Genomic DNA, 23,368 nt, shown 5'->3' on the forward strand with positions numbered 1-23,368 from the left:
GCGGTCGATCTTGTGCTGCCGTCGATCAAGGTTTCCGACGGCGCACGCAAGGTCAGCCTCGCGTCGTTGACCGGCAAAATTCGGATTGTAACGCTGTGGGCAGAGTGGTGCGCGCCATGTCTGGTCGAGGCGCGGGATTTTGCCGAGCTTCGAAAGCGGTTTGCCAACGCGGATTTCGATATTGTCGCCGTCCTGACCGGGAGCATTGCGAAGCTCGATCACGCCGACGCCGTGGCGCGCCTGCAAAAAGCGGGTGCCGGGGATCTGCCAGTGCTGGTGGAGGAGGGGGGCGGCAACCAAATCATGCGGCGCCTCGCGCTCGATCCGGCAGTGCCGCAAGCGAAGTTTGGCACGCTGCCCTGCACCTTGCTCGTCGATCGCGAGGGTCGCATTCGCGGGCGCGCGCATGGCGCGCCGATGCAGGCTGGCGTGCAAGGCATTGATCGGCCTTCGCTGGCAGGCGCGGAGCGGGTGCCCCGGGTGCTAACACAGGCTGAAAAGGCGGCATTGCTGGACGGCAAGGTGCACTCGGCCTGGGCTTCCCCGGCTGGCGATGCCTTCGTGATGGCGCTGCGCGACGGGCTGCCCCGCTAGCCCCGGCGGCCCCGACTCTCGCGGCCATCCGTTCGATTAATCAACCAATTTCGCATCTGATGCTTGATAGTGGTTCGATATCTTACTAGATAGTTAGATATCGAACATACGGAGGCAGTGATGCGGATTTCTCGGCGATCGATGATCCTGGGTGCGGGCACAGCATCGGTTGCGCTGGTGGGCGGTGGCGCGGTGTGGCGGGTGATGCGCCAGCCGACCACGGCCCTTGCGCCTTGGGCGATTGATCCCAAACCGCCCGCTGACATCCGGCTCGACGCGCTGCGCTACGCGATCCTGGCGCCAAACCCGCATAATCGCCAGCCTTGGTTGATCCGGTTGGTCGGCGCCGATCAAGTCGAGCTGACCTGCGATCTCGCCAAGCGGCTGCCTGAGACCGATCCCTTCGATCGGCAGATCATCATGGGGTTCGGCACCTTCATCGAATTGGCCCGGATCGCAGCAGCGGAACGGGGCTATGGCGTCGACGTGCTGCCCTTTCCCGATGGCGCGCCGCAGCCTCGGCTTGATGCCCGACCCGTGGCGCGGCTCGTCTTTCGCAAGGACGCGTCGGTCGCGCGCAGTCCCTTGTTTGCCGCCGTCACGCAGCGCCACACCAATCGCAACCTCTATGATCCGACCCCGCCGACGCCGGGCCAGCTCGCCATGGTCGGGCAGCAGGATGCAATGACGAGCGCTGATCCCAAGCTGATCGCGCAGGTCCGCACGCTCGCGGTGCGCGCGATGACGACCGAGACCGTCACCCACCGCACCTTCATGGAAAGCGTCAATGTGATGCGGATCGGCGCCGACGAAATGGACGCGACACCCGATGGCTTGCCGATCGGCGGGCCGCTGGTCGAGGGGTTGCACGCGCTCGGGATGCTCGATCAGGTGCAACTTGCCGATCCGTCGAGTTCGTCGTTCAAAATGGGGCTGAAGCAAGTGCAGGATAGCTGCGGATCGGTGCCTGCCGTGGTCTGGATCGCAACCCCGGGCAATAGCCGCGCCGAGCAGCTTGATGCTGGGCGCCGCTATGTCCGCGCGCAATTACGCGCGACGACGCTCGGGCTGTGGATGCATCCACTGAGCCAGGCATTGCAGGAATATCCCGAGATGGCTGAGGATTACGCGCGGGTGCACGCGATGTTCGGTTTGACCGGCAGTCAGCGGCTGCAGATGCTCGCGCGGATCGGCATGGCCGCGCCCACCGGCCCAGCGCCCCGCTGGCCGCTGGCAAAGCACCTGATATGATACTGGCATGAGCCAGACCCCGATCGCCTTCGAATTGTTCAACGAGATCGGCATTATCGATCAGCTCGCGGGGACGATCCTCGAACGGTCGCTGCCGAACGGCATGACGCGCGCGCAATTTGCCGTGCTCAACCATTTCGTCCGGCTGGGTCATCACGAGCAATCGCCCGCCCAACTCGCCAATGCCTTCCAGGTCACCCGCCCAACGATGACGAGCACTTTGTCGCGGCTCGCGCGCGACGGGCTGGTGGCGATCCGGGATGATCCGGCGGACGGGCGCGCCAAGCTGGTGTCGCTGACGCCGCAGGGGCGGGCGGCGCGCGAAGCGGCGATTGCCGCCGTAGCGACCGTGCTGCCCCTGCTCGACGGCATTCTCGATCCGGGCGAGGTTGAGACCATCCTGCCCATCCTCCGGCGCCTGCGCATCGCGCTCGACGCGGCGCGCGATTAGCAGGGCGCGCCTCGCGACAGTAGATTTACGTAGCGCTCACTACATAAATCATGTAGCGCCGTAGCAGCCACTACACAGGAGCCATCCGATGTCCGAAGCGTCCGCTACAGTCAGCCGATTGGGCATGAAGCCCATGACGATCCTGATCGCTTGGGGCGCCTTGCTCTGGGCGAGCGGCGTGCTGATTCTCCGCTGGCTGGTATCGATGGACGCGCTGCACGGGACGCCGCAGGTGCTCGCCTATGCGCTGACGATTGCGGGGACAGTTCCCCTGATACCGCTCACGCCGCGCCTTGCGGGACTGCCGCGCAGCGACATCGTCAGCGCGATTGCCGTTGTATCGATGACCGCGCTGCTGATCGACGGCATCGTGATTGGCTATTTCCCGGCGCTCTATTCGGCCGATCCGGCGCAGGCGCGGGCGTGCGCCGGGGCATTGCTCTGGGCGGTTGGCGTCGCCCTTGCGCTCGGCTTCGCGATGCAGCCGCGCACCCGCTGATCATCGATCGACGCGGGGTGCCGTCGCCACGGTGACGACATCGGCCAAGCCGACCGAGTTCAGCAGAATCGACCCCTCGATCAGTTGCAGCAGCAGCGCCGCCTGCTGATCGCGCCGCGCGGGGTCGCCCTCGATCCGCCCGGCAATCCACACCAGAAAGCCGCGCCCGATTGCTTCCCCCACCGATCGGCAAACTTCGTCGCCACCCGCCGCCATCGCCGCTGTCTGGAGCCAGAAGCGCATATAGGGCCAGAAATCATCGCCCATCGCCAGCGTCGTCAGCTCGCGCGCGAGCACCGGCGCGGGCTGCGGCGGGGCGGTTGCCAGCACGCCGAGCTGGAGCGTCAACCGAGCGGCGACATTGTGCATCAGCGCGGTCATCAGCGCGGCCTTGTCGGGGAAATAGTAAAGCAGCATGCGGTCGCTGGTGCCGATCGCCTTGCCGAGCGTGCGCAGGCCGGTGTCGCCCATGCCGTTTGCCAGCACATGGTCGGTCAGCCGATCGAGCAGATCCTCGCGCTTGTCTCGCTTCATGGCGTTGGGTTTCGAACCTGCGGTCGATTTGGTCAAGCCGCCGTGACCCCGCCGTCGCCCAAGTGGAGCCGGGTGGCGTCCGCGCCGACTTCGGCGAACAGCCCCGGCTCGGTCCCCGTCATCCAGACCTGACCCGTGCCGGACAGCCGATCAAACAGCGCGGCGCGGCGGCGCGGGTCGAGATGCGCTGCCACTTCGTCGAGCAGCAGCACCGGCGCGCGCCCGGTCCGCGCGGCGACCAGTTCGGCGTGCGCGAGGATCAACCCCAGCAGCAGCGCCTTCTGCTCGCCGGTCGAGCACAAGCCCGCAGGCTGGTTCTTGCCGAGATGGGTGACGATCAGGTCGCAGCGATGCGGCCCGGCAAGCGTGCGTCCTGCGGCAGCATCGCGGCGGCGCCCGGTCGCAAGCTCGTCGGCCAGCGCGGTGCCTGACCAGCCCTCAAGCGCCAGCCCTGCGCGCGCGAAAACGCCGTCGGGCTGGTCGGCCAGGCGCGCGGCAAGCAGCGCCACCAACTCCCGCCGCGCCGTGTCGATCGCCAGCCCATGCTCGGCCATTTGCATCTCGAGCGCGGATAGCCACGCCGGATCGGGCTGCCCGCCCTCGAGCATTTCGGCAAGCAGCCGGTTGCGCGCGCGCATCGCGGCTTCATAGCGGTTGGCATGCACCGCATGGCCGGGAAACAGCGCCAGCGTCAGCCGGTCGAGGAAGCGGCGCCGTTCGCTCGCGGGTTCGGCGAACAGCCGGTCCATCGCGGGGGTCAGCCAAAGGATCGTCACCCAGTCGGCCAGCGCCGTCGCCGCCGCACTCGCGCCTTGCACCCGCACCAGCCGCCGCTCGGGCGCGTCGGGCTGGGTGCCCGTGGCGATGTCGACATCACTCGCCAGCGTGGCGGCGACGCCAAAGCTGCCGTTCCCGCCCTGGCGCGCCATCTCACCGGGGGCAGCGCGCCGCAAGCCGCGACCGGGGGCGAGCAGCGATACCGCTTCAAGGACATTGGTCTTGCCCGCGCCATTTTCGCCGGTCAGCACGACGAAACCCGGCCCCGGCGCAATCGTCGCGGCCGCGTGGTTGCGGAAATCGGTGAGGATCAGGCGAGTCAGCACAGCGCTTAGCCTTAGCCCAACTCGCTTGTGTGTCGCGGGCTAAAGCGCCGCCATCGCGATCGACAGGGTGCCGAGCCCAAGCGACAGCGGCAACCGCAGCCGAAGCCACCAATCGGGCGCTAGGCCAAGCCGGTGGAGCTGCCAGTCGACGCCGAGCGCGGCGATCAGCGCGACGCCGATCACGATCAGCGACGGGCCTGGCCAAGGCTCACCGGTTGCCCAGGGCAGGAAACTCGCCAGCGCGATCAGCGAAGGGATGACCGCCGCCACCCACAGCCAGCCCGGCGCCCGCTCGGCACGCGCAGCGAAGCCCCACCAGATCCCGCCGAGAAAACTCAGGATCAGCGCGGCATAAGCATAGCCCATCGCCAGCGCGAAGAAGCGCAGTTCGTTGTTGCGCTCAAGCAGGACAAGCACGACCGCGATGTGCGGCAGCAACCCGGCAAAGCCGAGCAGGCGGGCAATCGTGGGCGGCATCAGGCGCTCAGCCGTCCCGACCAAGCATAGCCGCGATAGAGTGGCATGAATCGTGCGGTCAGGCCATTGGCGGCGGCAATCCGGTCGAGCGTGGCGGGTAGCTCGGCGCGCGGCGACACGTCGAACTGCGCGAGCCAGCCGAACAGCAGCGCGCGAAACGCCCCAGGCAACCGCTCCTGCTGGCCGAAATCGACGACATCGAGCCGCCCGCCCTGCGCCAGCTTGCCCGCCCCTTCGCGGAGTGCCCCCTGCCAGTCAGGGATCATCGACAGCGTGTAGCTTTGGAACACCCGGTCGAAGCGCGCGACGCCGAACAGCGCCATCGCGTCAAATGCCGTCGCATCGCCCTGCGCCAGCGTGATGCGGTCGCTCAAGCCCGCCTTGGCGACATTGGCACGCGCCGTTTCGAGCATCGCTTCGGAGATATCGATCCCGAAATAGCGCGCATTGGGGAAGCGCTTGGCGGCGGCGATCAGATTGCGCCCGGTGCCACAGCCGATCTCGATCACGGCGCCGCCCGCAGGCGGCGCGAGCTCGGCAATCAACCGATCACGCCCCAGCAGATAATATTTGCGCGTCAGGTCATAGAAATGGCGCTGGCTGCGATAGATCGCATCCATATGCCCGGCATGATCGCCGGTGGCGCTCGCCATGCGTCAGTCCTTCAGCACGTAGAGATGCACGCCGCCATAGATCGAGCTGCGGTCGCGCCGGGTATAGTCGAGTGAATCTTCGGCGCGGTAATCCCATTGGCCCAGAATTGGCTCGGGCACGCGGCCGGGCAGGATCGAGGGTGCGCCGGCGGTGCGGAACAGCACGCGCGCGGCGGGCTTGGCGGTGCGGGTAATCTCGGTCCACAACAAGGTCAGGATCTCGTCGGTCATCCAGTCCTGCGCGTCGAGCAGCACATAGCGGTCGAGCGATTGCGCGGGCATCGACTTCAGATAGTCGATAAAATTGGCGTGGCGCACTTCGACCCGGTCGGCGCGCGCGCGCACGGCTTCGTAGTTCGCCTGTTGCAGATAGGGCGGCAGCGACGCGTCGGGCGCATCTTCATAGCCGCGCCCAAAGGCCTGCCACGCGAAGTAATTTTCGCGCAGATCGAAATCGCAGGCGAGCTTTTCGAGCCGCTCGCGCAGCACGACCGCCATTTTGGAATCGCCCGCCAGTGCTTCATATTGCGCGGGCGGAATGCCCAAGCCAAACAGCGACGCGGGCTGGTCGGTCAGCCAGCGCACGAACGCTTTGTCGAAAAAGGGCGCGAAGTCGCGGTCGAAAATCTCGCGCTGCTCCTCCATTGAGGAGGCGCGCAGAATGATCTTCGGGTTCACGCCGTTGATGCGCGCCAGAAAATGCGCCGCGCCAATGAAATTGCCGAGCAGCCCGCGCTTGTACACGCCCTTGGCAAAGCCCGAAATGCGGCGGCGGCCAATGATGTCGCGGCCTTCCCAATAGCGGCGCGTCGTCTCGTCGAGATGCGGCCGCACATGTTTGCGATAGGCGGCGATATTCTCGCGCGTGTTGGCGCGGCCGAAAAAGCGGTGGAACGCGGCATAATCGGGCAATTCGCGCGCCGCGACGAGCTTCAATTTGTTGAGCGCGATATGTGCGGTGTTCAGATCGACGGCGGTGATCGCCTTGGGATCGGCCGTCAGATAGCTCAGCACATTGCACCCGCCCGAGGCGATCTGGACGATGTGGCAATCGGGCGTCACCGCCAGCGCTTCGAGGTCGACCGCCGGATCTTCCCAGATCTGCGCATAGACCAGCCCGCGAAAGGCAAAAGTGAAGGCGCGTTCGAGCAGGCCCTGTTTGCTCAAATGATCATGGCGGTGGACCGCACTGCGGACAGCGCGGTTGCGCGGGGGTTTCATGCCGAATATCTCCTTGGCGCCGCAATCGGGACAAGGCGCCACATTGCCCCGATAAGCCAATGGGGCGGCGGTGACAATCTTTGCCCGCAGAGTGGATGATCACCCGCAAACAAAATGGGGTCTGCCATCGGTTTGATGGCAGACCCCGATCTGGCGCCGACAAGGGGGAGGGACCGGCGCCACTGATGTCCGCTTGAAGGGGACATCAGTCATTACGGCGGCCCGACCCGAAAGGTTTCAGTCGCCGCATATTTTTTTTGAGCAGTTCAAGAAATTACGGCAGCAGCACGCCGTCGATCACGTGGATCACGCCGTTCGACTGGTTGACGTCGGCGATCGTGATGTTGGCCGCATTGCCCTTCGCGTCGGTGACGGTGTAGCCCTTGCCCGCCTTGGCAAAGGTCAGCGTGCCGCCCTGCACGGTCGTCAGCATCGCCTTGCCGCCGCCCATCTTGACCTTGGCGGCGAGCTGGGTTGCGCTGACCTTGCCGGCGACGACATGATAGGTCAGCACCGCCGTCAGCGTGCCCTTGTTTTCAGGCTTCAGCAGCGTTTCGACGGTGCCGGCGGGCAGCTTGGCGAAAGCGGCATTGGTCGGCGCGAACACCGTGAACGGGCCCTTGCTCGACAGCGTCTCAACCAGACCGGCGGCCTTGACGGCGGCGACCAGCGTGGTGTGATCCTTCGAATTGACGGCGTTCTGGACGATGTTCTTGGTGGGGAACATCGCGGCGCCGCCGACCATCGGGTTGGTGGCAGCAATCAGCGAACCGGCGCCGAGCGTGAAGGCGCTAGCAATGAGCGAAAAGCGAAGGGCAGTGTTCATGGGGAATATCTCCTGAAGGGGTGCGCCCGTTGTCGGGGTGCGGCGGAGATACGGGGGCGCTCCCCCAAAGGATGCACTGCCGGGATTTGGCTCGCGTCAGATGCGCGCGAGTGGCCCCGCCGCAACCAGCGGCCCCTGTGGCAGCCCGGTCGGCGAGCCGCCCGGCACTTCGATTGTGATCGCCAGCGTGGCGCCAGCGATCAGCCGCTGGCGATCGATATCACGCAGCGCGATTTGGGTTTCCGACGCCGCGCGCAGCACGCCGAGCGAGTGCGGCTTCTTGTCCTCAGCACCGATCACCCAAAGCTCGGCGCTATGGGCGCCGTCGGCCAGCGCGGCCGCGCCGATCCGCAGCGCGCCGCTGCGCGGATCATAAAGCGCGGCGACCGGCGCGCCCTTGGCGGTCGGCGTGATCGCCGCGATCAACACCGGGTTGGGCGCGGCATTGACCACCGGCGGCGTCACCGCCGTCGGAGTGAGGATCATGAAGCCGAGCAGCACCGCCGCCGCGGCCGTCGATAGCCCCGCGATCGCCTGCCACAGCCGCGCGCTGCCATTGTCGTTCGCGACCACGGGCTTCGGCGCCAGCGCCGCTTCGATCCGCGCTGCGCCACCGGTGGGAGCCGCCGCTTCGGGCCATGCATCGAACAGCAGGCCGAAATGGTCGCGCCAACGCTCAACCTCGGCCGCGAAGTCGGGCTCGGCGAGCATCCGGCGCATCGCCGCCGCACGCTCCTCGCCTTCGAGCAGGCCAAGCGCGAATTCGGCGGCCATCGTCATCGGCGCGTCGTCTTCAGGGGGGAGCGGCGTGTCGGTCATGCCTCGACACACTCCTTCAGCCGCATCAAGCCGCGCCGCACCCAGCTCTTCATCGTCCCGAGCGGCACGCCCAGTCGCTCGGCCAACTCGGCATAGGTCACGCCGTCGAAAAAGGCTGTGCGGATCGCCAGTCGTTGCTTGTCCTCAAGCTGATCGAGGCACAGGTGCAGCCGCCGATCGGATTCATCCGCGAGCATTGTTTCGGATACGAGCGGGCGATCATCGGCCACCGGCAGCGCATCGTCGATCGCCGCCATCTGACGTGATCCCTGCGCGCGGCGCCAATCGATCGCGCGGTTGCGCGCGATCGTCGCCAGCCAGGTGATTGGGCTCGCACGGCCAGGGTCATAGCCGCCCGCGCGCTTCCACACCGTCAGATATACTTCCTGCAACACGTCTTCCGCTGCCTGCCTTTCCCCACAGATACGAAGGCATATCCCAAAAAGTTTAGCACTGGTGAGGGTATATAGCGGCGCAATCGCGGCACGGTCTTCCTGGCCGACGCGCCAGAGCAGCTCGGCAAGCCGGGCACGCGCGGCATTGGCATCGGTCACAGGCTGGCTCACGCGCGCTTGACTAGCCGCCACGGGTGCAAGCGACAAATGTTTTTGCGGGCAAAATCCGTACCCATCGCCGTCATCGCCTGCCCGTTGGTGCAGGGGCAGACCAAAGCGGGTGTGGCAATGCGTGAACGCTTTCGCTAGAAGCGCCGCTCGCCTTTCGACCAGCCGGAGTACAGCGCCGACCATGCGCATCGCTATCGCATCCGATCACGCTGCCTTTGCCCTGAAGCAGGTGCTGGTGCCCTGGTTGCAGGACCAGGGTTATGCGGTCGACGATCTCGGCACGCATGGCACGGCGAGCGTCGATTATCCCGATTTCGGCCATGCGGTCGGCGCCGCCGTCGCCAGTGGCGCGGCAGAACGCGGCATCGCGCTGTGCGGCTCGGGGATCGGCATTTCGATTGCTGCCAATCGTATCCCCGGCTGCCGCTGCGCGCTGGTGAGCGAGCCGCTGTCGGCGACGCTCGCGCGCCAACACAATGATGCCAACACAATTGCGCTGGGCGCGCGCCTGATTGGCGAGGAAATGGCGCGCGCCTGCATCACTGCTTTCCTGAGCACCGATTTCGAAGGCGGTCGCCATGCCGCACGGGTCGCCAAACTCAGCCAGACCGAAGGATTTTTATCATGAGCACCAACCCCCGCGATCTCCACGACGTCCAGCCCGACGGCTTTTTCACCCGCGGCCTCGCCGATGCCGATCCCGCGATCTTCGCAGGCGTGCAGCATGAACTCACGCGCGAGCAAACGCAGATCGAATTGATCGCGAGCGAGAACATCGTCTCCAAGGCCGTGCTCGAAGCGCAGGGGTCGGTGTTCACCAACAAATATGCCGAAGGCTATCCGGGCAAGCGCTATTATCAGGGCTGCCATCCCTCGGACGAAGTCGAGCAGCTCGCGATCGATCGCGCCAAGCAATTGTTTGATTGCGCCTATGCCAATGTCCAGCCGCATTCGGGCGCGCAGGCGAATGGCGCGGTGATGCTCGCGCTGGTCAAGCCCGGTGAGACTATCCTGGGCATGAGCCTCGACGCGGGCGGCCACCTGACCCACGGCGCCAAGGCGGCGATGAGCGGCAAATGGTTCAACGCGGTGCAATATGGCGTCGATCCCGTCACCCATCTGATCAACTACGACGAAGTTGCCGCCCTCGCGCGCGAACACCAGCCAAAGCTGATCATCGCGGGCGGCTCGGCCTATCCCCGCCAGATCGACTTTGCGAAGTTCCGCGCGATTGCCGATGAAGTCGGCGCTTATTTCCTCGTCGACATGGCGCATTTCGCCGGCATCGTCGCGGCGGGCCTGCATCCCTCGCCACTCCCGCACGCGCATGTCGTGACGACGACGACGCACAAGACGCTGCGTGGGCCGCGCGGCGGCATGATCCTGTCGAACGACGAAGCGCTCGGCAAGAAGCTCAACTCGGCGGTGTTCCCCGGGCTTCAGGGCGGGCCGCTGATGCACGTCATCGCCGCCAAGGCGGTCGCGTTCGGTGAAGCGCTCCAGCCGGGCTACAAGAGCTATATCGCGGCCGTCGTTGAAAATGCGAAAGTGCTGGCGGCGACGCTCAATGAACGCGGCTGCAATCTTGTCGCGGGCGGCACCGACACGCATCTCGCGCTGGTCGACCTGACGCCGTTGGGCGTGAGCGGCAAGGATGCCGACGAAGCGCTCGAACGCGCGGGCATCACCTGCAACAAAAACGGCATCCCCAACGATCCGCTGCCGCCGACCAAGACCAGCGGCATCCGCGTCGGCTCGCCGGCGGGGACGACACGCGGCTTTGGCCCCGCCGAATTCCGCGAAATTGGCCATATGGTCGCTGATGTGCTTGATGGCCTTGCCAAAAACGGCGAACAGGGCGACGCACAGGTTGAAATGGCTGTACGTGAGCGTGTTATTGTACTATGTCACCGGTTCCCGATCTATCCGGAGGCATGACATGACCGAACAACCCATGGACGACAAACCCAAGGCGACAATCGAAGATACCCTTCGCGCGGTTGGCGAGGACGTGGTCGAGGTCCTCGACTCGGCAGTCGATCAGACGAGCAAGTTCATTGGTGGCGAGAATGGCAACAAGCTGATCGGCGGCGCTGCCGTCGGGGCGCTCGCGGCGATTGTGCTGCCGATCTCGATCGTCACCGGCGCGCTGCTCGGCGCGGGCTATGCTGTTTTGCGAAAGTCGAACCGCTAGGCGATGCGCTGTCCTTTCTGTGGTCATGAAGACAGTCAGGTAAAGGACAGCCGCCCGACCGAGGACGGCGCCGCGATTCGGCGCCGTCGCCAGTGCGAAGGCTGCGCCGCGCGGTTCACGACGTTCGAGCGGATCCAGCTCCGTGACCTCGTGGTCGTCAAGAATGAAGGCGCTGGGGGGCTCCGGCGCGAGCCGTTCGAACGCGACAAGCTGATGCGATCGGTGTCGATCGCCTGCCGCAAGCGGCCGATCGATGCGGTTCGGATCGAAAAGCTGGTCAGCGGTATCCAGCGCCAGCTCGAAACGCTTGGCGACAGCGAAATCGCGTCGAAGCTGATCGGCGAAATGGTGATGGACGGGCTCAAGGGCCTCGATTCGGTCGCCTATATTCGCTTTGCCAGCGTCTATAAGGATTTCCGCGAAGCCCGCGATTTCGAGGAATTCGCCGGCAACGTAAGCGAAGTCGGCAAGAGTTGAGCGCGCCACCACCCCCCGCGATCGTCCTCGTCCGCCCGCAGCTTGGCGAGAATATCGGCAAGGCCGCGCGCGCCATGCTCAATTTCGGGCTGACCGAGTTGCGGCTCGTTGCCCCGCGCGACGGCTGGCCCAATCCTTCGGCGGGGCCAGCCGCATCGGGCGCCGACATCGTCATCGAGCAGGCGCAAGTCTTCGATAGCGTGGCCGAGGCGGTTGCCGACAGCGCGCATGTTTACGCAACCACCGTGCGCAAGCGTGGCGTCACCAAACCCGTCGTCACGCCCGAACAAGCCGCGACACTCGTCCGCACGCAGCCCGGCAAAAGCGCGATCCTGTTCGGTCCCGAACGCGCGGGGCTCGAAACCGACGATGTCGCGCTGGCCCGCACCATCATTACCGCGCCGATTAACCCCGCCTTTGGCTCGCTCAATCTCGCGCAGGCGGTGATCCTCGTCGCTTATGAATGGTCGAAGGGCGAAAAGCTCGCGATGCCGCCCGAAACCGAGCTGCCATTGCCCGCACCGCAGGAGGAGCTCGACGGCATGATTGCCCAGCTCGATGTCATGCTCGACGCGGCCGGCTTCTTCCACCCGCCCGACCGCACGCCGGTAACGCGGCGAACCTTGCGGACGTTGCTGACCAAGCCGGGCTGGTCGAGCCAGGAAGTGCGAACCTTGCGCGGCGTGCTCTCAGCAATCGATCGTCCGCGCGACCGTGGCTAGCGGGCGGGGCGGTCAGCCGCGCCGGTCAAAGGCGTCGAATTCATAGGCGATCGACGCTTCGACGAGCGTCTCCCACAGGGCCGCGACGGCGGCCTCAGGCACGCCAGCGGCGCGGGCGTGCCCGCGCACATTGGCAATCACTTGCGCCTTGCGCGCTTCGTCGCGCACCGCCTCGCGCGTCGGCTTGATGCGGGCGGCGGCATCCATATAGGCGAAGCGGCGCTCCAGCAGCGCGACCAGCTCGCGGTCGACCTGGTCAACGCCGGCGCGAACCTCGGCCATCGTTGTGCAGGCGGAGCCGGGAAGAGTATCTGTCATGCGCGCCCTGATAGCCGCGCGCGCGGGCGTGTCCAGCCCGTGCCCTCCGCTCTTGACCCCGCTCTTGACGTTCGCGTTCCGCTCTGCGAAAGGCGCGCGCTCGCAATTGGCCCCGCACCCCGGTGAAGCGGTGGCCCTGCCGTCGTCCAAGACCCAGCAGCGCGATGACCGGGAAGCCCTGTGTCGCGGTGGCATGGGGCGTTGTTGGCAATTGAAGGAACTATCATGTCGAAGCGCCAGAGCGCCAAGTACAAGCTCGATCGCCGGATGGGCGAGAATATCTGGGGTCGCCCCAAGAGCCCCGTCAACAAGCGTGAATATGGCCCCGGCCAGCACGGCCAGCGCCGCAAGGGCAAGACCTCGGACTTCGGTCTTCAGCTGCGCGCCAAGCAGAAGCTGAAGGGCTATTACGGCGACGTGACCGAAAAGCAGTTCCGCGCCTGCTATCATGAAGCCAGCCGGATGAAGGGCGATACCAGCCAGAATCTGATCGGCCTGCTCGAACAGCGGCTCGACATGATCGTCTATCGCGCCAAGTTCGCGCCGACGGTGTTTGCCGCGCGCCAGCTCGTCAGTCACGGCCATGTCCGCGTCAACGGCGTCAAGTGCAACATCGCTTCGCGCCGCGTCTTCCCGGGTGAAGAAGTCACGCTGGGCAGCAAGGCGCAGGAAATGGCGCTGGTGATGGAAGCGCAAGCGCTCGCCGAGCGCGAAATCCCCGATTATGTCGCCCCCGATGGCGCGGCAAAGGTGACCTTCACGCGCGTCCCCACGCTCGATGAAGTGCCCTATCCGGTGAAGATGGAACCCAATCTGGTCGTCGAATTCTATTCGCGCTAAGGATTGCCCATGACGGGGCTGACGCACGACCAATTCGCCGACAAGCTGGGCACGACCTATCAGGTCGCGCTCGGCGACGGCGGCGCCGTGCCGCTGACGCTGCGGGCGTTTGAACCGCTCAACGATTCGGGACGGCCCGGTGGGTCGTTCCGGCTCGAATTCGTCGGACCCAGCGCACCTTATCTGCCGCAGGCGATTTATGCGTTTGCCGAAGCGGGCGCCGAGCCAGTTGACATCTTCATCGTGCCGATTGCGTCCGAGGCCGACGGCTTGATCTATGAGGCCGTGTTCTACTGATCGACCGGCGCTGGCGCGGGGTGGCGAATCAGCAAGTCATAGATATCGTTGGCGGTCTTTTCGAACACGAAGCCCAACCGCAGATACAGCCGTCGCGCCGGATTTTGCTGCTCGACATGGATCGACGCGGTTAGCCCGCGCGCCTGTGCGTAAGCGATCACATCGCTGAGCAGCGCCGCGCCGATGCCGCTGCCCCGCGCGTCGGGGAGCAGGGCAATATCGACAATGCGCAGGTCGCTCGCGCCTTCATACAGGTATAGCCGTCCAACATCGGCACCCGCGTGCTGGATCGCATAGCGAATGATGCCGGGGTAATGCGCGGTGTAATGCGCGTGCTGGGCATCATGCTGCTGCGTCAGAAAGGCGTGGATCATGGGCTGCGGCCAGCCCGTCTGGGCGACCTCCTCGAATCGGGTTGAAGCATAGACCCGGGCGGCAAAGGCAAGATCGGCGTCGGTCATCAGGCGCAGGGAAACGCCGATCCCGGCAGCAACCGGGACCGGCAGTTCGCCTGCGCTAATCGGCGTAACGATCCTCAACCCCGGGGCGGGAAGACGCCCTGCATCGCAATGTTAAAGTACAGCGTCAGATACGGCATCATATTATTGTGGGGCTGGCTGCCCCCGGTGACGGCAACCGTCTGGGGTGACATGGGTGTCGTGGCTGCCGCTGGTGCATAGCCGCGCCCCTTGGAACTCAACGAGAGAAAGACACTCGGCGATGGCGCCTGCACGTCGGCGGGGTCCTGACTGTTGGCGCGCATGGTGTGATTATGCTGAGGCATTTCGGTTTGCAGCAGCGTTACATTCTCGACACCGCCGACCTCACCCAGATCGTGCAGCGACAGGCCCGGCCCTTGACCCGGGTGCATCGGCGCCGATCCCTGCAGATTAGGGAGCGCGAAGTTAGATTGCCCATTGCCGCCATAAGTGGTGCCGAGCAGCGAGAAGAGCGCCGTGTTCTGGGAGATCGGCAACAACTGGCCATCGCACCAAGCCCAGCCCTTGGGAGCGAAATTGAACGGAAAGATGCGGATCTCCGCGACAAAAGGATCCATCGGACAGTCCTTCAATTTGGGCTGGGGAAAATCCCGAACAGCGAGATGATGAAGTTCACGCACAGATAGGGCTGGAAATTGGTATGCGGCTGATTGCCGCCCGTTTGCGCGATGGCTGCCGCGTTCAGGTTCACATCGGGCGAAATGCCGCCGAACATATCGACCGACGGGCTGGCCGCGATGAGATTGTTGGTGGCATTGTTCGATGTGCCTGCGGCAGCGACCGCGAGGAAGTTATGCGTGTGGTTCGGGATTTGGTTGACCGTCAGCGTCACCTGCTCGAGGCCGCCGGTCTCCGCTAGCTGATACGAACCCGCACCACCACTGCCAAAATGGATCGGCAATCGACCGCGCAAGTCGGGCAGCGCGAACACGTTCTGGCCGTCGCCGCCATAGGTCGTGCCGATCAGGTTGAAGAGCGTTTCATTATCCGCAATCGACAGAAGCTGGCCTGAGCAGAATTCCCAGCCAGCGGGGGCGAAGTTTCCGCCGAACATGCGAATTTCGCCAACATAGGGTTGTGCCATTGGTCTGCTCCCTCAGTTCCGCGACGGAAAAATGCCCTGCAGCGCAATGCAGAAGTTGATCGTCAGAAATGGCTGCCGGTTTTCGTGCGCTTGACTACCACCAATCGAACTGATGGAGCCCGGCGCGAGGACCGTCGGCGTGGCCAACGGGGCATAGCCGTTCAGATAGCTCGCCAACAGGTTGTTGTTGGGCGTGGCCACCGTGCCGCCCGTGGTGGTCGCCGTCGCGCTATGGACATGCTGCGGCAGGTTTGCGGTGGTCAGCGTGACCGTCGGCGTCCCGGCCACTTCGCCCAGCGTATGCGAGTTGCCGACGTGGATCGGGGTGCGCCCCTGAAGATTGGGCAGCGCGAAGTTTGTCTGTCCATTGCCGCCAAAGGTCGTGCCGAGCAGCGAGAACAATGCCTGGTTCTGGTTGATCGGCAGGAGCTGGCCATTGCACAGCGCCCAACCCTTGGGCGCGAAGTTGAACGACATCATCCGAATTTCGGCGATAAACGGTTCTGCCATGTGGTCGGCTCCCCCCTTTTGTTTAACCCAAGCTGGCCCATTTTTTGGCCGCTGTCCACTGCCGAAACAACCGCGCGATGGCATGTTTGCGGGGATCGTTATCGTTGCAGAACAGTGCCTTTTTCACTGTCTTTGGCCAGCGCGGCCGATTACTTGATCGCCAGCACGCGCCGCAGAAACGAATCGGCGCGGTCGAGCATTTCGGCGCGCACAGCACTATCCTCCAACTGGTGGTCGAGTCCCTTATACTCGACATAATCAACCTCGCGCCCCGCGCTTTTCAGCCGCGATGCCATCACGCGCGATTCGCGCACCCCCACATTCTGGTCCTGATCGCCGTGGAACAGCAGCACCGGTGCCGTAATCGCTGCCGCGTGGCGGGCGGGCGATCCTTCCTCGACATGCGGCCCCTTCCCGATGAATTTGTCGACAATCGAATAATTGAGATAATGTTCGCTTTCGCGCCGCAAAATGTCGAGGTCGGTCACCGGCGCGACGGCGACAATCGCCTTGAACAAATTGGGATCGAGCACGGGGCTTTGCAGCGCGGCATAGCCGCCATAGGACCAGCCGACGATCGCCAGCTTGCCGGGCGCCGCGATGCCCTGCTTTTCCAGCCAGCGCCCGCCGTCGTTGACATCGCCGATCGCGACGCGCCAGCTCTTGAAGCCATTCTTCTGGTACCAGCCGTCGCCATAGCCAGACGATCCGCGATAATTCGGCTGCAGCACGGCATAGCCGCGCGCGGCAAAAAATTGCGGCAGCCAGTCGAACGACCATTCGTCGCGCGCCGCCGGGCCACCGTGCGGCAGCACGATCGCGGGCAGATTCTTGCCATCGCTGCCCGGGGGCAAAGTGAGATATCCAGGAATCATCGTGCCGTCAGCGGCGGGGTAGCTGACCGGTTTGACCGAAGCGCGCTGGCGCGCCGCGAGTTCCGATCGCACGGGAAGCAATTCGGTGAGATGCTTGTCGGCGCGGGTGTACAGGTAGAAAACACCGGGGTCGGAATCGCTGCCGGCCCAAAGCAGCAGCGTTTGTTCGTCGGCGCTCGCGTCGACGATCGACACCAGCGGCTTGTCCGGCACTGCCTTCGCCATGCCGTTGGCGAAGCGTCGCAGCATTGGATCGAACATTTCATTTTGTCGTCGATCGGTGGCAAAGCTGGCGCCGACCACCCGATTCTGGCGGCCGATCTGGACGAGATCGTCGATATCGGTATCAGGACGGGCGAACACCAGCTCTTGCTTCATGCTGCCATCAAGCGCCATCTTGAACAGCGCAGTGTGACCTTTTTCCACATCATAGCCATAAGCGACATTCAGATCGCTATCGACCGCAACCGGGCGAAATCCGATGCCCAGCCCGTCTGGCGTGAAGGTCTCGGTCACGAGCGGCAGCCATTCCTTGGTGCCTTTCTTGCGGTACAGGTAATTGGTCTTGTTGCCGAAATAGCCAGCCGAGTCGCGCGGGCGTGCCGCCATGATGCGGACCTGGCCATGACCATCCGAGATATAGGCGACCGCGGTATCGCGCGGCACCTCAACCATGCGACGCGACAAGCTACGCGTATCGACCAGTTCGACGCCAAGGCCCGATCGATCCTGGCCGATCGTCGAGCCCGTCGTCACCTCGGGTATCCACTGCCGCGTCATCAGCACTTTGCCTTCATCGCCATCGACCTGCCAGTCGATCACCTCGCCGCCGCGATAATTGGCCTGGAGTGCGTTTTCTCCGGTCCGCGCGGTCAAGACTTTCAAGTCGCTACCGTCGCTGTTGACCGCGACCAGCCTCGAGAAGCTCGTGTTGCTGTCCCCGTCATAAGCGATGAAATACACGCCGCAGATCAGCCGGGTATTGGTCGTCCAGCGACAGAATTGCAGCCGATCGGGCGAGCCGCTCGATCGCATCACCGGTTTCAGGCCCGGATCGCCCTCCAGATTGACAACGTAGACATAGCTGCCGCGCGGCCCGGCGGGCGCGACGACGGCCACGTGCTTGCCGTCGGGCGAAAGGCTGACTTGTTCGACCGATTCGCGCGCGCCGAAGGCGATGGCTTCGGGGCTGGGCGCGGCAATGGCCGCCGTCGACACGAGCGCCAATGCGGCGAAGAGTAGCCTGATCATGAGTCTTTCCCCGCAGCGGACGGCGCGACGATGCCGAGCCAAATCCGACATATCAAGCGGTTGGCGCGAAATATCTCGGCAGGTGCGCTCGCTTGCGCCCTGCGTGCCGTCCTGCCAAAAAGCGCGCGTGATCCACCCCCTTTTCCGGAGAGCCGCGATGCGTGCGCCCATTGTTTGCCTGCTGCCGTTCGCGCTCGTCTCCGCCGCCGCCTCGAGCCCGCAAATCTCCGTCCAAACGCTGAAGTCCGTCGACAAGGAGCTTTCCTCCGACGCCTATGAAGGCCGCGCGCCGACGACCCCGGCCGAAGAGAAGACCGTCGCCTATATCATCGCGCAGATGAAGGCGGCGGGGCTGAAACCCGGCAACAAGGGCAGCTGGACGCAGGATGTGCCGATGGTCGAATCGACCTTCGCCAACATCAGCCCAATGGTGTTCGTCGGCGGCAGCGCGACCGTGAGCCTGGCGCCCAATACCGACATGGTTGTGCGCAGCTACCGCGTGCTGCCGCAGATCGCGGTCAAGGACAGCGAGGTCGTTTTCGTCGGCTATGGCATCAACGCGCCCGAACGCGGCTGGAACGATTATGCCGGGGTCGATGTGCGCGGCAAGACGGTGATCATTCTGGTCAACGACCCCGACTGGCAAACGCCGGGGCGCGATGGCCTGTTTGAAGGTCGCGCGATGACCTATTATGGCCGCTGGACCTACAAATATGAGGAAGCCGCGCGGCAGGGAGCGGCGGCGGCGATCATCGTCCACGATACCGAGCCCGCCGCTTACGGCTGGGGCGTGGTCGAATCGAGCAACACCCGGCCCTCGCTCGAACTCGATGTGCCGGGCGATCATCTCGATCAGAGCGCGGCGATTGGCTGGATGCAATTGGAAGCCGCCAAGCGCGTGTTTGCCAGCGTGGGCAAGGATTTCGCAAGCCTGAGCGAGGCCGCCAAGGTCAAGGGCTTCAAGGCCGTACCGCTCGGGCTGAAGGCATCGGTGTCGATGACCGCGACGATCAAGCGGCAGAAGTCGAAGAATGTGATCGGCGTGCTGCCGGGCAAGACCGCGCCAAAGGACTTTGTCCTCTACACCGCGCATTGGGATCATCTGGGCCGTTGCACGCCGGTCAAGGGCGACGGCATCTGCAATGGCGCGGTCGATAATGCGAGCGGCATCGCCGGACTGATCGCGCTTGCACAGGCGCATGCCAAGGCTGGCCCCGCCGCGCGCTCGGTCGCTTTCCTCGCGGTGACGGCGGAGGAATCGGGGCTGCTCGGCTCGCAATATTATGCCGAGCATCCGGTCTATCCGCTCGCGCGCACCGTTGGCGGGGTGAATATGGATTCACTCAATGTGCGCGGCGCGGTGAAGGACTTTGTGGTGACGGGCGCGGGCAAGTCCGAGCTCGAGGATCTGGTAAAGCCCTTCGTCGCGGCGCAGAACCGGGTGATCAAGCCCGAGCCCAATCCCGAGCGCGGCGGCTATTTCCGCTCGGACCATTTCAGCTTCGCCAAGCTCGGCGTGCCGATGCTCGATGCCGGATCGGGCGAAGACCTCGTCCAGGGCGGCGTCGCGGCGGGGCACAAAGCGGCCGAAGATTATGTCACCAACCGCTATCACAAGCCGCAGGACGAATATGATGCGTCATGGGATTGGTCGGGTGCGGTGCAGGATCTGACCGTCTATTACGGCTTGGGTCGGCAATTGGCGCAGGGCAAAAGCTGGCCGAACTGGTATAAGACGAGCGAATTCCGCAGCGTGCGCGACAAACAGCGCAGCGGCAAATAAGGGAGCGATCCGTGGCGAAGCTGATCCCGCCCGCCGAATGGGCGCACCACAAGGCCGTGTGGATCGGCTTTCCGAGCCACGCCGAACTGTGGCTCGACGATATCGAACCTGCGCGGGCCGAAGTGGTGGCCTTTGCCAGCGCCGTGCATGCTGACGGCGCGGGGGAGAAGGTCATCCTCGTCGCCGCCGATGCCGATGCGGCGGACGCGGCGTCGAAGCTGGCGCCTTTTGCCGACGTGCTGCTCGAGCCGTTCGGCGATATCTGGCTGCGCGATACCGGGCCGATCATGGTGTCGAAGACCGAAGCGCGGCTGTTCGGTTTCAATGGCTGGGGCGGCAAATATGATCTGCCCGGCGACGACACGATCGGCGAACGGCTCGCGAAATCGCGCCGGATCGAGGCCGAGGCGTGCGACTGGATCCTCGAAGGCGGCGCGATCGACGGCGATGGCACGGGTCTGGTCGTCACCACCGAGCAATGCCTGCTCAACTACAACCGCAATCCAGGCCTGGGCCGCGACGATATCGTCCAGCGGCTGAAGCAGGATTTGGGCTTTTCGCAGGTGATCTGGCTCGGCAACGGGCTGCTCAACGATCACACCGACGGCCATGTCGACAATATCGCGCGCTTCGTGGCGCCGGGCCGGCTGGCGATTCCCGAAGGGGCGGAGAATGACCCCAATTGGCGCGTCTATCAGCTCGCCGCCGAGCGCGTGCGCTTCTCGGGCGCCGATGTCGAGCTGGTGCGCGTGCCCTCGCCGGGGCGCATCCTGCGCGATGAGGAAATCGTGCCGGCGAGCTATATGAATTTCTACATCGGCAATGCGAGCGTCGTCGTGCCGATCTATGGCGCGCCCGATGACGAAGCGGCGGTCGCCGCGTTCGCGGAGATTTTCCCGACGCGCAACGTCGTCGGCCTGCGTGCCGACCATATCCTCACTGGCGGGGGCAGCTTCCACTGCATCAGCCAGCAGATTCCCGGCTGAAGGACCCGCATGACCGAGATCACTGTTGCCGCGCTCCAGCTCGGCTTCTCGAACGACATCGCCGACAACATCGCCAAGGTCAGCGCCGGGGTGCGCGAGGCAGCGGGCAGAGGGGCGCAAGTGATCCTGCCGCCCGAATTGTTCGAGGGCGAATATTTCTGCCGCGTCGAGGATGAGGGGCTGTTCGCGACCGCCAAGCCTGTCACCGAGCATGCCTCGGTACTGGCGATGCAGGCGCTCGCCGCCGAACTGAACGTCACGATCCCGACCAGTTTTTTCGAAGACGATGGCCCGCATTACTACAACAGCCTCGCGATGATCGGCCCTGATGGCGCCGTCCAAGGCGTCTATCGCAAGAGCCATATCCCCGACGGCCCCGGCTATGAGGAAAAATTCTATTTCCGCCCGGGCAACACCGGCTTCAAGGTCTGGTCAGGGGCAGGGACGACGCTTGGCGTTGGGGTGTGCTGGGACCAATGGTATCCCGAAACCGCGCGCGCGATGATGCTGATGGGCGCGCAGGTGCTGTTCTACCCCACCGCCATCGGCAGCGAGCCGCATGACGAGGGCCTCGACACCGCGCGGCTGTGGCGCCGGGCAATGGTGGGCCATGCGGTGTCGAACGTCGTGCCGGTGGTTGCCGCCAATCGCATCGGCAACGAACATGGCCAGATTTTCTACGGCACCAGCTTCATCACCGACGAGCGCGGGGACATTCTCGCAGAACTTGGCCGCGACGAGGAAGGGGTGATCATCGCGACGCTCGACCTCGACCGCGTCAAGCGCCACCGCGCCGCCTTCGGCTTCTTCCGCGATCGCCGCCCGGAGCTTTACGGGCGGTTGGTACAGGATATCTGATCCCGCTCCGTCCGGCGCACCGCGACCGCCGTTGTGCCTTATCGGCGAAGGGTGCGGTTGACCATGATCGGCTTGGAGCAGCCGCCCTCACGATAATCGACCGCGCGGAACAGTTTCGCATCGGGCAGTTGGTCGAGCCGTTGCGGCCCCGCGACGCGCGTACCATCAACCCGCTGCGCGCTGGCGGATCGGCAATCAGCTTTCCCGAGCTGCGGCTTCGGTGCGTTCTGCGCGCCAACGGGCGTGGCGACGAGGATGGCGAGGATCAACAAGTTGCGCATCGGTAATTCCCTTCGCTAACTTGGGCTTGCGTAGCAAATATTTGCAGCTGGGCCAATCCCGCAGGTGTTGAGATGCCAGTGATGAGCGTCGGCGGTCCCCTTACGATCACGCGGTTCAGCGTCAGCCCTTGAGCGCAAGCGCGCGGGCAAAAACGGCTTCGAACATCTCGGTCGTCAGCCGCCCGGTGTTCTGGTTGAGTTGGCTGCAATGATAGCTGTCGATCAGGGTCGGGGCGCTGGGGATGCGGTGTTCAGCCAGATGCGCGAACGGCGTCTTGGGCAGCTTGCCGCCGAGCGCCTTCACGCATGATTGGTGCGCGATCTCGCCGAGCGCGATGACGACCTGAAGCTTTGGCAAGGCCGCGAGCGTGTCTCCGAGGAAGGGGCGGCAAGCCCTGCGTTCCTCGGGTGTTGGGCGGTTACCCGGCGGCAGGCATTTGACCGCATTGTCGATCGCCACGCCGATGAGCTGCGCGTCGCCTTCGTCCGGCACGACAGCCAGCCCGAATTTGCCGAGCGTCGCGAACAGCAGCGCCCCCGCCGCATCACCCGTGAAGGGGCGGCCGGTGCGATTGGCGCCGTGCTTGCCGGGGGCCAGGCCGACAACCAACAGCCACGCATCGGGATCGCCGATCGCCGGGACGGGCGCGTTCCACCACTCGGGCTGGTCGACCCGCAAAACCTCCCGGAATTCGACGAGGCGCGGGCAGCGGGGGCAGTCGCGCGGCGGCGCTGCGGCGGTGAACGGGCTTGGCGCAGACATCCCCCGGCGATAGGCCGGGGCAATGGCGCCGACAAGCAATCCTCTGGCCCGCTACGCCATCGCGCTCGGCTCCAACCGGCGCGGTCGTCACGGGCGCCCCGAAGACGAACTGGCTGCCGCGCTTATCGCCATCGGCGGGGTGCGTGCGGTATCGCGCGTGATGATCACGGCGTCCGTCGGCCCCTCGTCCCGCCGCTTTGCCAACCAGGCCGCGATCATCGACAGCGACGAGCCCCCGCCCGAGCTGCTCGCGCGGCTGAAAGCGATCGAGCACGCCTTTGGTCGGCGACCCGGTCGCCGTTGGGGCGCGCGCGTGATCGATCTCGACATCATCCTGTGGTCCGGGGGTGCCTGGGCATCGCCGGGGCTGGTCATCCCGCATGCCGCGTTTCGAGGGCGCCGCTTCGTGCTCGCCCCGCTGGCCCAGATCGCCGCTGACTGGCGCGATCCGCTGACCGGGCGCACGATACGGCAGTTGTGCGCCATTGACCGCAAGCGGCGTCCATCCTAACGCGCAGCCCTTCGCGGCCAGAACCGCGCACGGTGCGGGCCCGTAGCTCAGTCGGTAGAGCAACGGACTTTTAATCTGTAGGTCTCGGGTTCGAATCCCGACGGGCCCACCATGCAAGCTATGT

The 23,368-nt window shown here is 64.9% G+C and carries 31 protein-coding genes and 1 tRNA gene; 16 read left to right on the forward strand and 16 right to left on the reverse strand.

The features are described from left to right. Nucleotides 1-12 precede the first annotated feature (12 nt). The 4 genes from K2W81_RS09425 (at nucleotide 13) to K2W81_RS09440 (ending at nucleotide 2,795) form a co-directional block, all read left to right on the forward strand. Nucleotides 13-594 carry a TlpA disulfide reductase family protein gene (locus K2W81_RS09425; RefSeq protein WP_294103651.1) on the forward strand — a complete coding sequence of 194 codons (582 nt, stop codon included), beginning with the start codon at nucleotides 13-15 and terminating at the stop codon, nucleotides 592-594. A 120-nt stretch (nucleotides 595-714) separates the two neighbouring features. Continuing rightward, nucleotides 715-1,845: a hypothetical protein gene (locus K2W81_RS09430; RefSeq protein ID WP_294103652.1), complete on the forward strand. Its 1,131-nt coding sequence runs from the start codon at nucleotides 715-717 to the stop codon at nucleotides 1,843-1,845. Nucleotides 1,846-1,852: 7 nt separating this feature from the next. Continuing rightward, nucleotides 1,853-2,296 (forward strand): MarR family transcriptional regulator, encoded by a 444-nt coding sequence (locus K2W81_RS09435; protein WP_294103653.1) that lies wholly within the window; start codon nucleotides 1,853-1,855, stop codon nucleotides 2,294-2,296. A gap of 88 nt (nucleotides 2,297-2,384) precedes the next feature. Further along, the gene (locus K2W81_RS09440) at nucleotides 2,385-2,795 is read left to right on the forward strand and encodes a hypothetical protein (protein ID WP_294103654.1); all 411 of its coding nucleotides are present in this window, start codon (nucleotides 2,385-2,387) and stop codon (nucleotides 2,793-2,795) included. Here K2W81_RS09440 and K2W81_RS09445 read toward each other — a convergent pair whose 3' ends face one another. The 8 genes from K2W81_RS09445 to K2W81_RS09480 all read right to left on the reverse strand — a co-directional run bounded on the left by K2W81_RS09445 (nucleotide 2,796) and on the right by K2W81_RS09480 (nucleotide 8,994). Next, nucleotides 2,796-3,329 carry a TetR/AcrR family transcriptional regulator gene (locus tag K2W81_RS09445; protein ID WP_294103655.1) on the reverse strand — a complete coding sequence of 178 codons (534 nt, stop codon included), beginning with the start codon at nucleotides 3,327-3,329 and terminating at the stop codon, nucleotides 2,796-2,798. Between the two features lie 32 nt (nucleotides 3,330-3,361). Beyond that, complete coding sequence (gene recF / locus K2W81_RS09450) at nucleotides 3,362-4,432, reverse strand: DNA replication/repair protein RecF (protein ID WP_294103656.1); 1,071 nt, start codon at nucleotides 4,430-4,432, stop codon at nucleotides 3,362-3,364. Nucleotides 4,433-4,471: 39 nt separating this feature from the next. Then, nucleotides 4,472-4,909: a DUF3429 domain-containing protein gene (locus tag K2W81_RS09455; protein ID WP_294103657.1), complete on the reverse strand. Its 438-nt coding sequence runs from the start codon at nucleotides 4,907-4,909 to the stop codon at nucleotides 4,472-4,474. After that, nucleotides 4,909-5,562 (reverse strand): class I SAM-dependent methyltransferase, encoded by a 654-nt coding sequence (locus K2W81_RS09460; RefSeq protein WP_294103658.1) that lies wholly within the window; start codon nucleotides 5,560-5,562, stop codon nucleotides 4,909-4,911. The genes K2W81_RS09455 and K2W81_RS09460 overlap by 1 nt, the downstream gene beginning before the upstream one ends. Nucleotides 5,563-5,565: 3 nt before the next feature. Continuing rightward, nucleotides 5,566-6,783, reverse strand: a complete 1,218-nt coding sequence (locus tag K2W81_RS09465) for a DUF3419 family protein (protein ID WP_294103659.1) — start codon at nucleotides 6,781-6,783, stop codon at nucleotides 5,566-5,568. Nucleotides 6,784-7,057: 274 nt separating this feature from the next. Beyond that, nucleotides 7,058-7,609, reverse strand: a complete 552-nt coding sequence (locus K2W81_RS09470; RefSeq protein ID WP_294103660.1) for a fasciclin domain-containing protein — start codon at nucleotides 7,607-7,609, stop codon at nucleotides 7,058-7,060. Between the two features lie 96 nt (nucleotides 7,610-7,705). Next, the gene (locus tag K2W81_RS09475) at nucleotides 7,706-8,428 is read right to left on the reverse strand and encodes an anti-sigma factor (RefSeq protein ID WP_294103662.1); all 723 of its coding nucleotides are present in this window, start codon (nucleotides 8,426-8,428) and stop codon (nucleotides 7,706-7,708) included. Then, a complete protein-coding gene (locus K2W81_RS09480; protein WP_294103664.1) occupies nucleotides 8,425-8,994 on the reverse strand; it encodes a sigma-70 family RNA polymerase sigma factor in 570 nt (189 codons plus the stop codon). Before K2W81_RS09480 ends, K2W81_RS09475 begins: the two co-directional genes overlap by 4 nt. Nucleotides 8,995-9,175: 181 nt before the next feature. Here K2W81_RS09480 and rpiB point away from each other — a divergent pair, with 181 nt between their 5' ends. From rpiB to K2W81_RS09505, 5 genes are read left to right on the forward strand one after another with little or no spacing between them, the layout of a single operon-like run. Further along, nucleotides 9,176-9,622, forward strand: a complete 447-nt coding sequence (rpiB, locus tag K2W81_RS09485) for a ribose 5-phosphate isomerase B (RefSeq protein ID WP_294103665.1) — start codon at nucleotides 9,176-9,178, stop codon at nucleotides 9,620-9,622. Further along, nucleotides 9,619-10,932 carry a serine hydroxymethyltransferase gene (gene glyA, locus K2W81_RS09490; RefSeq protein WP_294103667.1) on the forward strand — a complete coding sequence of 438 codons (1,314 nt, stop codon included), beginning with the start codon at nucleotides 9,619-9,621 and terminating at the stop codon, nucleotides 10,930-10,932. The genes rpiB and glyA overlap by 4 nt, the downstream gene beginning before the upstream one ends. A gap of 1 nt (nucleotide 10,933) precedes the next feature. Beyond that, the gene (locus K2W81_RS09495; protein ID WP_294103669.1) at nucleotides 10,934-11,188 is read left to right on the forward strand and encodes a hypothetical protein; all 255 of its coding nucleotides are present in this window, start codon (nucleotides 10,934-10,936) and stop codon (nucleotides 11,186-11,188) included. A 3-nt stretch (nucleotides 11,189-11,191) separates the two neighbouring features. Beyond that, the gene (nrdR, locus tag K2W81_RS09500; RefSeq protein ID WP_294103671.1) at nucleotides 11,192-11,665 is read left to right on the forward strand and encodes a transcriptional regulator NrdR; all 474 of its coding nucleotides are present in this window, start codon (nucleotides 11,192-11,194) and stop codon (nucleotides 11,663-11,665) included. Continuing rightward, complete coding sequence (locus tag K2W81_RS09505) at nucleotides 11,662-12,387, forward strand: RNA methyltransferase (RefSeq protein WP_294103674.1); 726 nt, start codon at nucleotides 11,662-11,664, stop codon at nucleotides 12,385-12,387. The genes nrdR and K2W81_RS09505 overlap by 4 nt, the downstream gene beginning before the upstream one ends. Nucleotides 12,388-12,399: 12 nt before the next feature. Here the strand turns inward: K2W81_RS09505 and K2W81_RS09510 are convergent, their stop codons facing one another. Continuing rightward, on the reverse strand, nucleotides 12,400-12,705 hold the full coding sequence (locus K2W81_RS09510) for a chorismate mutase (RefSeq protein ID WP_294103676.1): 306 nt from the start codon (nucleotides 12,703-12,705) through the stop codon (nucleotides 12,400-12,402). Nucleotides 12,706-12,930: 225 nt separating this feature from the next. Here K2W81_RS09510 and rpsD point away from each other — a divergent pair, with 225 nt between their 5' ends. Beyond that, on the forward strand, nucleotides 12,931-13,545 hold the full coding sequence (rpsD, locus tag K2W81_RS09515; protein ID WP_294103678.1) for a 30S ribosomal protein S4: 615 nt from the start codon (nucleotides 12,931-12,933) through the stop codon (nucleotides 13,543-13,545). Nucleotides 13,546-13,554: 9 nt separating this feature from the next. Next, nucleotides 13,555-13,842, forward strand: coding sequence for a hypothetical protein (locus K2W81_RS09520; protein ID WP_294103680.1), 288 nt, complete (start codon nucleotides 13,555-13,557; stop codon nucleotides 13,840-13,842). On the opposite strand, the gene K2W81_RS09525 is transcribed toward K2W81_RS09520, so the two are convergent. The 5 genes from K2W81_RS09525 to K2W81_RS09545 all read right to left on the reverse strand — a co-directional run bounded on the left by K2W81_RS09525 (nucleotide 13,836) and on the right by K2W81_RS09545 (nucleotide 18,062). After that, the gene (locus K2W81_RS09525) at nucleotides 13,836-14,303 is read right to left on the reverse strand and encodes a GNAT family N-acetyltransferase (protein WP_294103684.1); all 468 of its coding nucleotides are present in this window, start codon (nucleotides 14,301-14,303) and stop codon (nucleotides 13,836-13,838) included. The genes K2W81_RS09520 and K2W81_RS09525 overlap by 7 nt on opposite strands. Before the next feature lie 74 nt (nucleotides 14,304-14,377). Beyond that, a complete protein-coding gene (locus tag K2W81_RS09530; protein ID WP_294103686.1) occupies nucleotides 14,378-14,899 on the reverse strand; it encodes a tail fiber protein in 522 nt (173 codons plus the stop codon). Between the two features lie 11 nt (nucleotides 14,900-14,910). Continuing rightward, entirely contained in the window at nucleotides 14,911-15,426 is a 516-nt protein-coding gene (locus tag K2W81_RS09535) for a tail fiber protein (protein WP_294103688.1), read from the reverse strand. 12 nt (nucleotides 15,427-15,438) lie between these two features. Continuing rightward, the gene (locus K2W81_RS09540) at nucleotides 15,439-15,936 is read right to left on the reverse strand and encodes a tail fiber protein (protein WP_294103691.1); all 498 of its coding nucleotides are present in this window, start codon (nucleotides 15,934-15,936) and stop codon (nucleotides 15,439-15,441) included. 149 nt (nucleotides 15,937-16,085) lie between these two features. Next, nucleotides 16,086-18,062, reverse strand: coding sequence for a S9 family peptidase (locus K2W81_RS09545; RefSeq protein ID WP_294103693.1), 1,977 nt, complete (start codon nucleotides 18,060-18,062; stop codon nucleotides 16,086-16,088). A 157-nt stretch (nucleotides 18,063-18,219) separates the two neighbouring features. Here K2W81_RS09545 and K2W81_RS09550 point away from each other — a divergent pair, with 157 nt between their 5' ends. The 3 genes from K2W81_RS09550 to aguB are packed head-to-tail and all read left to right on the forward strand — an operon-like array spanning nucleotide 18,220 to nucleotide 21,689. Continuing rightward, nucleotides 18,220-19,845, forward strand: a complete 1,626-nt coding sequence (locus tag K2W81_RS09550; RefSeq protein WP_294103694.1) for a M28 family metallopeptidase — start codon at nucleotides 18,220-18,222, stop codon at nucleotides 19,843-19,845. A gap of 11 nt (nucleotides 19,846-19,856) precedes the next feature. After that, a complete protein-coding gene (locus K2W81_RS09555; RefSeq protein WP_294103696.1) occupies nucleotides 19,857-20,831 on the forward strand; it encodes an agmatine deiminase family protein in 975 nt (324 codons plus the stop codon). A 9-nt stretch (nucleotides 20,832-20,840) separates the two neighbouring features. Beyond that, nucleotides 20,841-21,689 carry an N-carbamoylputrescine amidase gene (aguB, locus tag K2W81_RS09560; protein WP_294103698.1) on the forward strand — a complete coding sequence of 283 codons (849 nt, stop codon included), beginning with the start codon at nucleotides 20,841-20,843 and terminating at the stop codon, nucleotides 21,687-21,689. Between the two features lie 38 nt (nucleotides 21,690-21,727). Here the strand turns inward: aguB and K2W81_RS09565 are convergent, their stop codons facing one another. Next, nucleotides 21,728-21,970, reverse strand: a complete 243-nt coding sequence (locus K2W81_RS09565) for a hypothetical protein (RefSeq protein ID WP_294103701.1) — start codon at nucleotides 21,968-21,970, stop codon at nucleotides 21,728-21,730. Between the two features lie 121 nt (nucleotides 21,971-22,091). Further along, complete coding sequence (locus K2W81_RS09570; protein WP_294103703.1) at nucleotides 22,092-22,733, reverse strand: uracil-DNA glycosylase; 642 nt, start codon at nucleotides 22,731-22,733, stop codon at nucleotides 22,092-22,094. 22 nt (nucleotides 22,734-22,755) lie between these two features. Here K2W81_RS09570 and folK point away from each other — a divergent pair, with 22 nt between their 5' ends. Together folK and K2W81_RS09580 are read left to right on the forward strand one after the other, a co-directional pair. Next, nucleotides 22,756-23,244: a 2-amino-4-hydroxy-6-hydroxymethyldihydropteridine diphosphokinase gene (gene folK, locus K2W81_RS09575; protein ID WP_294103705.1), complete on the forward strand. Its 489-nt coding sequence runs from the start codon at nucleotides 22,756-22,758 to the stop codon at nucleotides 23,242-23,244. Nucleotides 23,245-23,280: 36 nt separating this feature from the next. Beyond that, nucleotides 23,281-23,356: transfer RNA gene (locus K2W81_RS09580), tRNA-Lys, on the forward strand. The last annotated feature ends 12 nt before the right edge of the window (nucleotides 23,357-23,368 follow it).

Source organism: Sphingomonas sp. (assembly GCF_019749955.1).
Taxonomy (GTDB): domain Bacteria; phylum Pseudomonadota; class Alphaproteobacteria; order Sphingomonadales; family Sphingomonadaceae; genus Sphingomonas.

Coding starts and splice junctions, on each gene's coding strand:
- K2W81_RS09430 (WP_294103652.1), top strand. CDS start 715: ATGCGGATTTCTCGGCGATCGATGATCCTGGGTGCGGGCACAGCATCG.
- K2W81_RS09435 (WP_294103653.1), top strand. CDS start 1,853: ATGAGCCAGACCCCGATCGCCTTCGAATTGTTCAACGAGATCGGCATT.
- K2W81_RS09440 (WP_294103654.1), top strand. CDS start 2,385: ATGTCCGAAGCGTCCGCTACAGTCAGCCGATTGGGCATGAAGCCCATG.
- K2W81_RS09445 (WP_294103655.1), bottom strand. CDS start 3,329: ATGAAGCGAGACAAGCGCGAGGATCTGCTCGATCGGCTGACCGACCAT.
- K2W81_RS09455 (WP_294103657.1), bottom strand. CDS start 4,909: ATGCCGCCCACGATTGCCCGCCTGCTCGGCTTTGCCGGGTTGCTGCCG.
- K2W81_RS09460 (WP_294103658.1), bottom strand. CDS start 5,562: ATGGCGAGCGCCACCGGCGATCATGCCGGGCATATGGATGCGATCTAT.
- K2W81_RS09465 (WP_294103659.1), bottom strand. CDS start 6,783: ATGAAACCCCCGCGCAACCGCGCTGTCCGCAGTGCGGTCCACCGCCAT.
- K2W81_RS09470 (WP_294103660.1), bottom strand. CDS start 7,609: ATGAACACTGCCCTTCGCTTTTCGCTCATTGCTAGCGCCTTCACGCTC.
- K2W81_RS09475 (WP_294103662.1), bottom strand. CDS start 8,428: ATGACCGACACGCCGCTCCCCCCTGAAGACGACGCGCCGATGACGATG.
- rpiB (WP_294103665.1), top strand. CDS start 9,176: ATGCGCATCGCTATCGCATCCGATCACGCTGCCTTTGCCCTGAAGCAG.
- glyA (WP_294103667.1), top strand. CDS start 9,619: ATGAGCACCAACCCCCGCGATCTCCACGACGTCCAGCCCGACGGCTTT.
- K2W81_RS09495 (WP_294103669.1), top strand. CDS start 10,934: ATGACCGAACAACCCATGGACGACAAACCCAAGGCGACAATCGAAGAT.
- nrdR (WP_294103671.1), top strand. CDS start 11,192: ATGCGCTGTCCTTTCTGTGGTCATGAAGACAGTCAGGTAAAGGACAGC.
- K2W81_RS09510 (WP_294103676.1), bottom strand. CDS start 12,705: ATGACAGATACTCTTCCCGGCTCCGCCTGCACAACGATGGCCGAGGTT.
- rpsD (WP_294103678.1), top strand. CDS start 12,931: ATGTCGAAGCGCCAGAGCGCCAAGTACAAGCTCGATCGCCGGATGGGC.
- K2W81_RS09520 (WP_294103680.1), top strand. CDS start 13,555: ATGACGGGGCTGACGCACGACCAATTCGCCGACAAGCTGGGCACGACC.
- K2W81_RS09525 (WP_294103684.1), bottom strand. CDS start 14,303: ATGACCGACGCCGATCTTGCCTTTGCCGCCCGGGTCTATGCTTCAACC.
- K2W81_RS09530 (WP_294103686.1), bottom strand. CDS start 14,899: ATGGATCCTTTTGTCGCGGAGATCCGCATCTTTCCGTTCAATTTCGCT.
- K2W81_RS09535 (WP_294103688.1), bottom strand. CDS start 15,426: ATGGCACAACCCTATGTTGGCGAAATTCGCATGTTCGGCGGAAACTTC.
- K2W81_RS09540 (WP_294103691.1), bottom strand. CDS start 15,936: ATGGCAGAACCGTTTATCGCCGAAATTCGGATGATGTCGTTCAACTTC.
- K2W81_RS09545 (WP_294103693.1), bottom strand. CDS start 18,062: ATGATCAGGCTACTCTTCGCCGCATTGGCGCTCGTGTCGACGGCGGCC.
- K2W81_RS09550 (WP_294103694.1), top strand. CDS start 18,220: ATGCGTGCGCCCATTGTTTGCCTGCTGCCGTTCGCGCTCGTCTCCGCC.
- aguB (WP_294103698.1), top strand. CDS start 20,841: ATGACCGAGATCACTGTTGCCGCGCTCCAGCTCGGCTTCTCGAACGAC.
- K2W81_RS09565 (WP_294103701.1), bottom strand. CDS start 21,970: ATGCGCAACTTGTTGATCCTCGCCATCCTCGTCGCCACGCCCGTTGGC.
- K2W81_RS09570 (WP_294103703.1), bottom strand. CDS start 22,733: ATGTCTGCGCCAAGCCCGTTCACCGCCGCAGCGCCGCCGCGCGACTGC.
- folK (WP_294103705.1), top strand. CDS start 22,756: ATGGCGCCGACAAGCAATCCTCTGGCCCGCTACGCCATCGCGCTCGGC.